The organism is Flagellimonas sp., assembly GCF_965601775.1.
In the GTDB taxonomy this organism is placed as follows: domain Bacteria; phylum Bacteroidota; class Bacteroidia; order Flavobacteriales; family Flavobacteriaceae; genus Flagellimonas.
Genome location: NZ_OZ271837.1, coordinates 3,246,229 through 3,258,234, shown reverse-complemented (window position 1 = coordinate 3,258,234; position 12,006 = coordinate 3,246,229). Strand labels below are relative to the sequence as shown.

Here is a 12,006-nt window from a genome sequence, read left to right as displayed (position 1 = left end):
GTTGGACTATCTACAATACACCTTGTTTTTCACCATGGCGTATTGGGTATTGCCGATTCTCCAGCGACCTGCTTGTAGATTCGCTAAGTTCACATAGTATCGACCTGATTGCCCATTGGCATACTGAAGAACCACGGATGGATTTTGATTTGGTGCTGTTTCCACTTTCCAAGTCCCATAGTTTGAACCTCGGGTAGCCCCATGGGCATTTCCGCCGTAGTCACCTTCAACACTAAATCCCCCATCATAGTTTAAACTGAATGTGCCATTATCACAAAAATTCACGTAGGTGATGGAGCTTGCTGTATTGTCATTAACGTAAGAGGTACGCTGATAGAAAACAAGTTGACTCCTAGCTATAAGGTCATATACCTGTCTGGCGACTCCAGAGTAGTTGTTGGATACACGGGTATTTTGATTTTCTGAAGACGGCGTTGTGGATGAATTTTGATTGGGCAATGAACCCTCTTTGAAATAGGGGGTTAAATCCAATCCATCCAATTCGTGTTCCGTAGATATCTGATAAAAGTAATAGGAAGTACCTTCAGAGCTTACATTCCATCCCCCTTGAATTGGACTGGCCACAAAGGGGTAATTCCCAGCATCCGAATAGACCATTCCCTCTAGACCCGAATTAGTGGTTGTCCCCTTTACGGCGTACATGGTCTGATTAGCCACCAAAATCCCATGAAAACCGGCATCTACCTGTTTCATCTGCATTCCAAACTGCCCATCCGTAGTCATAAAAGAACCTTCATATAGATTTTGTGCAGTTATTGGGAGCATTAAAAGGTAAGAAAAGAGACTGAGAAGAAAGACTTTGGAAAAAACCATGACTTTTTATTTAAAGGTATTACTTCCTAGGATATCAAATACCAAACCAGAAATAAATTATTGTTATTTCCAATAAGAAGTAGGGAACTAAAAAAACCCTGGTTTCTGCCAGGGTTTTCCATGTAATGTATTAACTATTATTACTCATTTTCAAACCACATAGGTGTTTCCAACGGAGTAAAGTCTGGCGTGTTGGGGTTTGCAGTAATCTCACTTACCGGATATTGATACCTTCTAATGATGGTTGGGAGTACGGCTTGCACCGGTTGCTGTAAATCTGGCACTTTGTTTCTTCTCCAAGTGGTCCATGCGGAAATCGGTCTCGTGAAATCAGAAATCCAATGCTCTAAATGAATTTTTCTTAAGGCATCCGCTTCGGTGTCGCTATCTATTGACCCTTGAGGTGAAGCTAAGTATGCTTCAGCATCCACATCGGGAATAGAAACTCCCGGTATGGCACCGACACCATTACCGTAAAAGTTAAAAGATTCTTGAATACCGTCGCGATAGAACCCATTTGCCGCTGCAATCCCTCCGCTAATAAAACCCCGAAGGGCCGCCTCAGCCAATAAAAAATTGGTTTCAGAAGCACTTGCATAAATATCGGGTTGATCTTCTCGTATTATATTGGCACTTATCTGTGAAATTCCTGTTGCAGAGAACACTCCCTGATCCTGCCCAACAAATTCTCCTTCTACCTGATCGAACCAAACGAACCTTCTTGGATCCTCATTGGTATTCATGATATCAATCAATGTTGTGGCGCCACCCCAAAAGGTGTTAATTCCTCCGGCAAAGGCATTTAGAGTTCCCCATATTGGGTTTTCGTTACCTGGGGTGTTAATAAATTGTAGCACCGCATTTTGGCTGGCTTCCAAAATCAGGGGTTGGTTAGCCACTGCTTGAATTTCTGTTTGAACGGAGGCAGGGTCCACATTGGCTAGCAGCATCAATATCTTTAATTTCAATGTGTTTCCAAAACGTATCCAACTTTCTCTATCCCCTCCAAACAACAGATCGGCAGATGTAATAATATCAGTGTCCGTTTGAAGTTCTGCCAATCCTAAGTCTATAAGGGCAGGAAGACCTCGTAAGACCTGTTCCTGGGTGTCAAACTGTGGTATGGGGAACTCCGAGACATTGGTGGCCTCGCTAAAAGGAATATCTTCAAAAATCAGCGTAGCATTGAAAAAGGAAAATGCCTCCAAAATCCTAGCCTGCCCAATAATATTACGAGCTGAGGGATTGTTCGCCTCTGTTAGAAGACGCATTTGCTGCAAGTTCCGCAGTGAATTGGTAAAAAGGAAAACCCAAGTATTGTTTACCGTATTCGGTCCAATATTATAGCGTTCAGGATTTACAAATACCCCAAAACCTGCTGTGGCAGACCAATGTTGGGCCTGGCTGTTCATCTGATTTAGTTCAATGGTTCTGGTGGCTGAAAGTCCGGCAAGAAGTACTTGCGGCATTAATAGGTTTACATCTATATCATTTCCGACTAGGGGATCAATATTGACATCCCCTTCAATGGAATCCTCACAACTTGTTTGGATTAGGGTGCTTCCCAAGAAAAGGAATACCCATAAAAACTGTTTGATAGCGTTATATTTTTTTATCGTTTTCATAGACCTAAAAGTTTGCTATTATGTTAAAACCAATACTTCGTGTAGTGGGTATACCGCCGCGCTCGATTCCATCAAACTGACTGGCTGACCCACCCAATCCGGATTCTGGGTCAATATGAGGAACACTGGTGTTGAAAAGAGCCAAGTTTCTCCCTTGAATTCCTACTTGAAGACCTTTGAGTGGTGTTCTTTCAAGGATTTTGGATTCAAAGGTGTAGCTTAGGCTTAGTTCTCTCCATTTAATAAAAGTGGCATCAAAAATATTTCCCTCAGCGATACTTCCATTGGAAAAACCATTGGCATAAAAGTTTTGGACACTTGAAATGGGAGTGGTATTTGGAATGACTGCCGTTCCCGGTCCGCCTGGTTGTGTAAAAGTGTTTGGGTCTACAAATAGATTATCGCGATCTACAGCAGTCTCAGCTGCCAATCCTGTTCTACGTAGGGCTCCCACGGTATTTGAGAATAGAAGTCCGCCTTCTCTCCAATCGAATGTAGTAGAAAGACTGAATCCCTTGTATTTAAAAGTGGAGGTCAATCCCATTTGCCAATCAGGCTGAATGGCGCCAATATTATCCGGTTGGCCAATTTGTCGGATTCCATTTTCGTCAACTAGAATGGCATCCTCTATATCATTGCCATCAGCATCTTGTGCTCTTCTCCAGCGCGGACCAAATAATTGGAAAGGCTGACCTTCCTCGGCTCTTACGGAAAGACCATTGAATTCGTTGGCGAGGTTAAGGGCCCCTCCTTCAATTTCATCCAAATCCTCAACAATCTGATCATTTTTGGTGAAATTGTAATCCAAATCCCAGCTAAAGTCCTTGGTTTGTAGCACTCTTGCATTAAGTTCGATTTCCACACCTGAATTGGAGACCCCTCCCACATTGGTCAAGAAAAAAGAGAATCCCGAACTTTGAGGTGTAGGAACAAATACGATATCATCTTCGTTCAGGTTGTCGTAATAGGTAACATCCAAATTGATACGATTCTTAAAGAAACCCAATTCAATACCCGCCTCATAATTTCGCTGATTGGAAGGTTTCAAGTTAGGATCTGTTAAAGTAGGTCTGGAGTTAAATGCCAAATTCCCACCAAATGGAAAAGTGCCAGGTTGTAAGAACTGTCTAAAGAAGCCCGTATCGGGGGTAAAGAAAAAGTTTAACTGACCAAAAGTGGTATCCCCACCAACATTGGCCCAACTACCCCGTAACTTGCCATAACTCAAGATATCACTTTGAATGTTAAATGCATCGGAGAAAACAAAGCTCAAAGAAACGGAAGGGTAGAAAAAACTATTATCATCTGGAAATAGGGTAGAAGACCAATCATTTCGCCCTGTAGCATTTAATATCAACCAATTTTTGTAATCAAGTGTTATGTCTCCGAACACACCAAAAATCCGTACGGTATTGAGGTCATTGAGTACATTATTAACTGCTGCATTTGCGGGAGAAAAGAGCTCGGGCTGTGCCAGGTTCTGTCCAAAATTCTGTAACCTTTCAAAAACACGTTCGTTCCATTGTGTTCCTCCTCGGGCGGTAAAATTCAAATCATTAGTAATGCTACCTTCATAGGTCGCAATGAAATCCAGAGTCAACTCACGCCGTCCTATAACATCTTGGGTAAAGTTACCTTGGATATTTCCGATGGTACCAATTGAGTTTTGTAACAAACGTCGGTCATTGAACGTGTCATAACCTGCCCTTCCCAAAAGGCTCAAACCTTCAAAAGGCTTGTATGTAAGAGATGCATTTCCGAAGAAACGCTCTACCTCAATTCTTGGCGCATTTTGATTGGCTATGAAGAATGGGTTGTTCTGCTGCCCTCCTGGATCATTAAGCTGATTGCCAAACTCATCTACATCTGGAGTAAACAAATCAAAATCAGTAGTACGAGGCAACAAATTCACTATTGAAGTAAGAACGTTTGGATTGTTTGCCCCACCCGCGGCGGTACCTGTTGTATTGGTCCTCACATAGTTTACGCTAAAACGAGAGCTGAGCTTGTCTGTCAGGTTTTTACCTGCATTCAAACCGATATTGGTTCGGTTCAATCTTTGGTTAGGTACAATACCGCCTTGATCGGTATACGAAATACTCATTCGGTAGTCATCTCCTGGTTCTGAGGATCCAGAAACATTTAAATTATAAATGCTAGTGAACCCCGTACTATAGAAGTTCTCAACATTATCTGGAAAAACCTCAAAGGGTACTTCTTCACCTGCGATATTGGTATAAGTCTGACCTGCCAAGGAGGCAATACTGGGACCAAACCCTGAGGTTACCTGGTTTCCAGGATCTTGGGTGAAATCATATACCCCTTGGTCACCTGCAGCAAACTCGTTTTGAAAGTCTGGGAGTCGTAAGGGCTCATCAAAACGATAGCTGCTGCTAAAGGTCAAACTTGCCCTTGTTCCGGGTTTGCCCTTTTTGGTGGTGATGATTATTGCTCCCCCAGACGCTCTTGAACCGTATAGCGCGGCTGCCGATGCCCCTTTTAGAATCGTTACGGATTCAACATCATCTGGATTGATGTCTTGGGCCCTGTTTCCAAAATCCAATCCAACTGTTGTTCGGCTACCTGTAGCAGTATTGTTATTGGAAATAGGAACTCCATCCACAACGAAAAGAGGTTGGACCGTACCGGCCAAACTACTATTTCCGCGGATTAGAATACGCTGTGAACCACCCACATTACCACTTTGGTTAGTAATCAAAATACCAGAAGACTTTCCTTGAAGTGCACTCAATACATTGGTTTCCCTTACTTCATTAAGCTCTTCCGCTTTAACGGTGTTGACCCCGTATCCAATGCTTCTTGCCGTTCTTTCAATACCTAAGGCGGTAACCACAACTTCTTCCAAGGCCTCCGCATCTTCTTCCATTTCCACATTGATTGTATTGCTTGGACCGACAGTCCTTTCGACTGTCTTTTGGCCTAAGTAGGTGAATCGTAGTACCTGGCCAATACTCGCGGAAATGGTGTAATTGCCGTCAAAATCGGTTTGTGTGCCATTGGTTGTTCCTACTACTACAATGGACACTCCGGGTAAGGGAAGGTTGTTGGTATCTGTGACCGTACCCGAAATTTGTTTTTCCTGTCCCGATATATTGGAAATGCTTAAAAGCAAAACCAATACGGACAGAAAACGGATTTTCTGTTTCATACATTTTGAGTTTTAGTTAGAAATCTTTAAAAGCAAAAAAGGAGGAGGTAGAGGCTATGGTGACTAATCCATAAATTCTAAATGAGATTTGGTCGTTTTATTCGATTTGACTCATTTTTTGTAAGGCCTCTAACCGTCCTTCCCACGCAATTGCCGGGTAAGAATAGTTGTGTTGTGATTAGTAGTCGACCGTTTGTATACAGTCGTACGAACTGCATTACAATTTGACGGGTGAAGGATTCCAGGAATGGATTTATTACTGTGATCATGCATCTTTTCTTAGCACTGTTCGTCTTTAAAAGGGAAATCAAAATTTATATCATGAAAAACTATTTTATGTTAAGCTTCATTGCAGCGCTATCTACTGCGGGGATTCAGGAATCATTTGGGCAGTCTTGTGAAACGAGCTCAAAGAAAACCACAGAACAAGTTTCGAATATTAAATCAGTAGCAGGCCCTAATTCGGGATGCACCCCCTCGGCATGTAGAGGTGCGAAAACCAAATTTGGTGAAGCCAAAACCATTACGGAATTACGTTTAAGTCTCATCGATTTAAAATCCATGATGGAAAATCATAGTAGGATTTCATTTAACCCCAGATCTTATGACATACACGGTATAGTCGGCGAAACCGACAATGAAAGTTTACAAATCATCAAGGATGAAATTGAAATTATTCAAAAAGAATTGTCTGAAAAGTTGAACATCCACCCAATCGTCTTGGATTTACCTGAAAACAAAGCGCAACAGGTTTCGCTACTGAAATCAAAACTGTCTGATCTTAAAAAACGGTTGTAGAAACAATGCCTCTATAAAATAATACGAAGGTTATGGTTCGACGCAAATTGATAAGCACAAGCATTGCTTTATGCTTTGTGGTCTTGTCAGTCACGGGAGTTTTGTCTTTCTTTTTTAACTATGACTTTAGGGTTGCCGCGGTGCATACCATTTTTGGTTTTCTTTTTTTGCTTGGAGCACTGTTTCATATTCGAAACAACTGGAGCGGACTCAAAAACTATCTGGTTAGCAAGGGACCGAAAGGTTCGTTTGTCTTGGTAGGAATCCTATTTCTTCTGGTGCTGGGCATGTCGTTTTTCAATTTCGGACCGATTTCGGAGCTTATGGAATTTGGAACGAAGATGAGAGCAAACCAATCTCGGGAGATTGAAAAGGATGAATTCATTCTTGTTGATTTTGGTAGGGACCTGCCTAATAGATTAGAAATCGAATTGATAGCTGGCCAACATTATTGGCATCCTCAGATGGCCATATGGCTAGAGGATGTTGATGGTAACTTTATTAGCTCGCTCTATGTGACACATGCCACCGCAAAAGGAACTTTTTTTGGAGGACGGACCAAAGAGAATTTTAAGAGCTTTGATGCCAAAAAAAGCCTTTCCCAAGAATTTAGGAGGGTCGATGCGCTTCCTGTCTGGTCTCATAAAAGAGCGGAAGTGCAAGCTGATGGCCTCTATGCTCCTAGTCCAGAACACCCATTGGCGGATGCTGTTTCGGGAGAAACCTTGCCTAGTAGTTTCCGATTTCTTACAACGGTCGCTGATGCTTCGAAACATGTCCTTTTGAGGCTGGAAATAAATGTCGCCTTTGATGACAACGAATTTTATTCAGAATTCGATTTTCCGGAAGATGAGGTGTTCCACAGCGGAACAGGACAGTTGGGGCAGCCCTCTTTGATTTATGAGGCTATTTTGGATATAGGTAATAGAAATAAAAAATACTATTTGATGGAATTAATCGGTCATGGACATCATTCCGGAAAAGATGGGTTTATATATCACAATATGGAAACCCTTACTACTTCCAAGGAAATTGTGGAACGGGTTTTGGTAAAAATAGAGGTCACTTCACCTTAGTTGTCGCAGCAATTACTTGGTTTTTGATGACAAATAACGCTACCTCTACCCCCTGATGTGATTTGACAACATTCAGCGAACATCTCCTTGAGTTTTTTTCTTCCACGCTGAATTTTGGACCGCACCGTAACATAGTTCATGTTCATTTTTTCTGCGATTGCCTTCTGCGGAATGTTTTCCAAATCGGACATTTTTAATAGGGTGCGATATTCTTCTGGTAATCTTTCTACAAAAGGAACGATACAATAACTAAGTTCTTCAATGGCGTTGGCTTCATCCCTGGTTTCGTTGATGAAATTATTCTCCAAGCCTTCCAATTTCCTTTTTTTGGACCTATAGTAGTCGATGATGCTGTTCTTGGCAATTTGGTACATCCAGGCCTTTACATTTTCGATGGTATTCAAATCGGATTTGGATAACTTAAGGAAAACCTCTTGGGTCAAGTCTTCTGCATCCTCAGCGAGATACACCCTTTTCTTGATGTACCCGAGCAGTGGATTATAATATTTATCTATATCACTAATCATTGTACGCACGTATTCATATAAGCTAAGACGTGAATTCTACGGAATGATGCAATAAAGCTATTAAAAAAAGGGCTTCCAACTAATTGAAAGCCCTTTACAGTAGTGGGGACTCGACTCTAACCAGCACTCGTGTGGTAATGAGTCTGTTACCCCAAATTTGAATTTTGATGGATTTGCCTTATCAATGATTAACCAACCAATCTCTTAGAGGTTTCCATACCAATTCTGAAGCATCATCTGCCATAAAGAGGTCTGCATGCCCGTAATCCAAAATTCGGGGGCCATTCGGTAATTTGGTGACAATTTTAGCACTGATATCTGAACTACCCGTAAGAGTGGTTGAGAAAACCCCATCTATTCCATAACCGCCTGCAGCACCAATATATAATATTGGAACCTTAACCGCACTTAAATCCGCTATGGTACTTTCCCGGTTTTCCGGACAAAAAACCGAAAAGCCTTCTGCAGCAATATAAGTCGGCATATAGGGCGCTAAGGATGTCAGCAATTTTAACCATCGCGTTTCTTCAGTATAGGCAAGTCCCGTAGGGATTTGCCCATCAAACTGACCACCTAAAAAATGCCAATCCGGACCATTGGGTTGTGGTCCTGCAGCGGCCGCTATGGCAAACTGATAATTAGTCAGTCCAGGTGCAAATGGTGAATCCCCTTCGGGATCGTCAAGGGCCGCTTGACCTACCGTGATGAACCCGACACCATTGGCATTCTGATATTCCCCATTTGAATGTAACATTGCTGACGTTTCTGATACGGAACAGGATCCCGCACCAAATGGACTATCGGCTTGCTCATAAACCAGGGCAAAGTCAGTTGGGATAATTCCTTTTATATCCCTTAGAATACGATGTTGTTGTGTTTCTTTGATTGCTGCATTATAGGTTAATCCCGCACCATAGCTGAAGCCCAACAAGTTCAACCGCCCAAATCCCTGTCGGGTAAGACCCCGAACCAATCTGGCTATAGCCATTGATTTCAGGACGTGTCTCCTATCTTTTGTGGTACCCCAATTTTGGAAGAAAGAAAAATCCGTGGTTTCTGCTGGGACCAAAGTCCAGCCTAGGTCAATGCCCCAAACATCGATGTTGTTTGAAGCCAAGTAAAAGGGTGATGAATTCTGACTATCAGGATTTTCTACTCCTGGTCGGAGAAATATATCATCGAAACCTTGTGATGACCCATGAATCATAAAAATGTTCCCTTCGGTTCTAATGGGCCGATACCTTCTTGATTCTTTGACCACCCTATGCAAGCGCACTATATCATAGGGTCCGTTTCCCATTCTCACCAAAATCTGGTAGTGTGCGATATTTGTGGAAAGAGAGGACCTTTTTATTTTCAAAATTCGACAACTTCTTCTGCGCTTATCGACAACTTCTTCTGCGTCCTTTGTTGAGGTTACACTTGATTCCGTTTTATTTCGGATTGCAATGGGTTCGTCCTCAAAACTGTTGAAGGCAAATAGAGAGCCCTTAGAATTTTTTAGATTTTGAGTTTCAGGGATATCACTATCCTCGTAGAATATCAAGTCACCAACACTGGCTTGATTCAATGCATCTGTTAAATCCCCTTGGTTTTCTGTCAATATGATGGATTCAAAAGAGAGGTCTTCAATAAAGTTTACCCATTCGTCGTCTTGAGTTTCAGAAACGTTGTTGAGGTAATCTACGTCATCGTTTTCATGGCATCCCATTGCTGAGATGATGGCCATTCCTAATAAAAATAGGGATGTAAGTTTCCAGGAAAACAGTTGTTTTGTTTTCATAATTAATTGATTTAAAGGCTAATAAAAGCCCGATTAAACATTTAAGGTATTATTGGCCAACAAAAAGCGAACGCTTATATCAAAGATGTGGAAAAGTCGTTTAAACCAGTTTTGATTATGTGGTTATTCATTCAAATTTTGGTTTCGACTATGTTGAATTGTTTAAATTATGTTGCAGAAGGCTCCAGTGGGGGTAAATTGAGCTTTTTTAGGAACTGTTCGAACCTAGGTTCTTTTCTAAAATCCTCAGGACCGTTCCAGACCCTAAGCCAAGGTGCGAAAACATCTAAGGGTTTTTTGGACAACCATTTGAACGCCTCATCAAAATCACCGAGATTGGCATAAATTACAGTAAGTCCAAAGGCCTCCCTTGAGCCCACTTTACCCTCCTGCAGTTCAGAAGCAATTTCAAGCGCTTTGTCTTTATTCCCAATTTTTGCATAGGCGGCGCCCAATCCCCATTTTCCTGCCGGATTGATTTCAACGGCTTTTTTTAAAGCACGGATTCCTTCATCATGCATTCCCTTTTCGATATAAATGTTACCGAGGGTGCTCCAAGCTGGTGCATATTCTTTGTCGATTTCAAGAGCTTCTCTTACTCCATCCAACGCTTTTTCATAGTTGCCCATCCACAAATGTAGTAAGCCCAAATCCGAAGCGATCAGTGGAGCCAAAGGGTCCAATTGTTTCGCTAATCGATGTTCTTCCAGGGCTTCCTCCCATCTGCCTAAAAGAATAAGATACCAGGAGTAATGGTAATGATTATAGGGGAGGTTTGGATTTAATTCCTCAGCGATTGCGAATGACCGTTCTGCGGCTTTCCAATCGCGTTCGTAATAAAGTTGAATCATTGCTAGTGCAGAATGGGCCTTAGCAGATTTTGGGTCTAGTTTCAATGCTTTTAAAGCGGCTGCTTTACCTCTTCTCCAAGGGGCATTCATAGGGTCGGGACCATGACCCAAAAGGGCATATCCTTCGGCCAGACCTGCATAGGCCAGAGCGTCGGCAGGATCTATCTCAACTGCTTGGTGCAAATAATCCAGCCCTTTCTGAAAATCTTCGGCATTGGATTTGGTAAGGTAGTACATGCCTCTTAAGTACGCTTTGTAGGTTTCTGGATTAGTACCCTGTAATTGCTGAATCCGTTCTTGATTCTGTTGGTCAAGATTGACTTCTATGGAGTTGGCGATGTCTTGTATTGCGGTATTTTGAATGGACAAAATATCATTGACATTGTTATGATAATCTTTGGCCCAAATATGTTTTTCCTCGGGAAAAGCGTCAATTAACTGTAATTGCATTCGGATACTATCTCCTTTATATATGAGAGACCCTTCAACCAAATGCTCCGCACCAAGCTGCCTAGCTATATCCTGAATTGGCATTTCTTTGTCCTTGAACTGAAGTGTAGATATTCTTGAGATTACTCTCAAGCCTTTTATCGTTCCAAGTTCTCCAATCAACGCATCGTGGATACCGGCGGTCAAATATTCTTGGCTGGAGTCTTCGGACAAATGATCCAAGGGAAGGACCGCTATGGATACCTCCTTTTTATTTTCTGCTGATAGATACCCCTTGATTGTGAAAAAACCAAGCAAGAACAAGGCTGCTGATGCGATAAAAACAATCCAAGGTTTTTTAAACTTAGCGCTTCTTACCTTTGGTTCAATTGCGCTTTCTTCAAAGGCGGGTGAAGAAGGTTTGACTTCATCTTCAGATGCTGTCTGATACTTTGCTTTTCCTGGGGAATAGCCATAACGTTCATGAAAGCAAGTATTGAAATAAGAAGTGCTGTTAAAACCAACCCTGTAAGCTATTTCGGAAACGCTTGCGACATTGTTCCGTAGCATTTTCATAGCTTCCTTTAGTCGTATCTCCCTGATAAACTGGCTAACTGATTGTCCTTTTATGCGTTTCAGTTTTCTGTGAAGCTGCGAACGGCTCGCTCCATACGTTTTGGCAAGTTCCTCAACACTAAAATTTTCATTGTCTATGTTGGCAAGTACAATTTCTTCAAGCCTTTCGACAAGAATCCCATCTTGACTTTTGTAGTCTGAAGAAACCATTTTATATAATTTTTTTTCATAGGAGGAATACTTAAAGATAACAAAAATTAAAGGGTGAAATTGGTTCTATAAGCCTTGTAGACAAAAATATCCCTGTTGAACTAGTACTCGAAAAAAGAGTAAGAACC

General features: G+C 41.8%; 8 protein-coding genes. 2 read left to right on the top strand and 6 right to left on the bottom strand.

Annotated features, from left to right (window positions below; translation table 11 throughout):
• Positions 1 to 6: 6 nt before the first annotated feature.
• The 3 genes from ACSLUF_RS15045 to ACSLUF_RS15035 form a co-directional block, all read right to left on the bottom strand.
• On the bottom strand, positions 7 to 834 hold the full coding sequence (locus ACSLUF_RS15045) for a hypothetical protein (RefSeq protein ID WP_435623477.1): 828 nt from the start codon (positions 832 to 834) through the stop codon (positions 7 to 9).
• Positions 835 to 974: 140 nt separating this feature from the next.
• Positions 975 to 2,459 (bottom strand): SusD/RagB family nutrient-binding outer membrane lipoprotein, encoded by a 1,485-nt coding sequence (locus ACSLUF_RS15040; RefSeq protein ID WP_435623476.1) that lies wholly within the window; start codon positions 2,457 to 2,459, stop codon positions 975 to 977.
• A 4-nt stretch (positions 2,460 to 2,463) separates the two neighbouring features.
• A complete protein-coding gene (locus ACSLUF_RS15035) occupies positions 2,464 to 5,628 on the bottom strand; it encodes a SusC/RagA family TonB-linked outer membrane protein (protein WP_435623475.1) in 3,165 nt (1,054 codons plus the stop codon).
• 321 nt (positions 5,629 to 5,949) lie between these two features.
• Here ACSLUF_RS15035 and ACSLUF_RS15030 point away from each other — a divergent pair, with 321 nt between their 5' ends.
• Positions 5,950 to 6,426 carry a hypothetical protein gene (locus ACSLUF_RS15030; RefSeq protein ID WP_435623474.1) on the top strand — a complete coding sequence of 159 codons (477 nt, stop codon included), beginning with the start codon at positions 5,950 to 5,952 and terminating at the stop codon, positions 6,424 to 6,426.
• Between the two features lie 32 nt (positions 6,427 to 6,458).
• The gene (locus tag ACSLUF_RS15025) at positions 6,459 to 7,502 is read left to right on the top strand and encodes a DUF4405 domain-containing protein (protein ID WP_435623473.1); all 1,044 of its coding nucleotides are present in this window, start codon (positions 6,459 to 6,461) and stop codon (positions 7,500 to 7,502) included.
• Here the strand turns inward: ACSLUF_RS15025 and ACSLUF_RS15020 are convergent.
• From ACSLUF_RS15020 to ACSLUF_RS15010, 3 genes are all read right to left on the bottom strand, one after another.
• Positions 7,499 to 8,029: a sigma-70 family RNA polymerase sigma factor gene (locus tag ACSLUF_RS15020; RefSeq protein WP_435623472.1), complete on the bottom strand. Its 531-nt coding sequence runs from the start codon at positions 8,027 to 8,029 to the stop codon at positions 7,499 to 7,501. The two genes, ACSLUF_RS15025 and ACSLUF_RS15020, sit on opposite strands and share 4 nt — an antisense overlap.
• 181 nt (positions 8,030 to 8,210) lie before the next feature.
• Positions 8,211 to 9,812, bottom strand: coding sequence for a hypothetical protein (locus ACSLUF_RS15015; protein WP_435623471.1), 1,602 nt, complete (start codon positions 9,810 to 9,812; stop codon positions 8,211 to 8,213).
• A gap of 167 nt (positions 9,813 to 9,979) precedes the next feature.
• A complete protein-coding gene (locus ACSLUF_RS15010) occupies positions 9,980 to 11,878 on the bottom strand; it encodes a helix-turn-helix domain-containing protein (RefSeq protein WP_435623470.1) in 1,899 nt (632 codons plus the stop codon).
• Positions 11,879 to 12,006 lie beyond the last annotated feature (128 nt).

Excerpts from the sequence above, each read along its gene's own strand:
- ACSLUF_RS15030 (WP_435623474.1), top strand. The coding sequence starts at position 5,950 with ATGAAAAACTATTTTATGTTAAGCTTCATTGCAGCGCTATCTACTGCG.
- ACSLUF_RS15025 (WP_435623473.1), top strand. The coding sequence starts at position 6,459 with ATGGTTCGACGCAAATTGATAAGCACAAGCATTGCTTTATGCTTTGTG.
- ACSLUF_RS15035 (WP_435623475.1), bottom strand. The coding sequence starts at position 5,628 with ATGAAACAGAAAATCCGTTTTCTGTCCGTATTGGTTTTGCTTTTAAGC.
- ACSLUF_RS15010 (WP_435623470.1), bottom strand. The coding sequence starts at position 11,878 with ATGGTTTCTTCAGACTACAAAAGTCAAGATGGGATTCTTGTCGAAAGG.
- ACSLUF_RS15040 (WP_435623476.1), bottom strand. The coding sequence starts at position 2,459 with ATGAAAACGATAAAAAAATATAACGCTATCAAACAGTTTTTATGGGTA.
- ACSLUF_RS15015 (WP_435623471.1), bottom strand. The coding sequence starts at position 9,812 with ATGAAAACAAAACAACTGTTTTCCTGGAAACTTACATCCCTATTTTTA.
- ACSLUF_RS15045 (WP_435623477.1), bottom strand. The coding sequence starts at position 834 with ATGGTTTTTTCCAAAGTCTTTCTTCTCAGTCTCTTTTCTTACCTTTTA.
- ACSLUF_RS15020 (WP_435623472.1), bottom strand. The coding sequence starts at position 8,029 with ATGATTAGTGATATAGATAAATATTATAATCCACTGCTCGGGTACATC.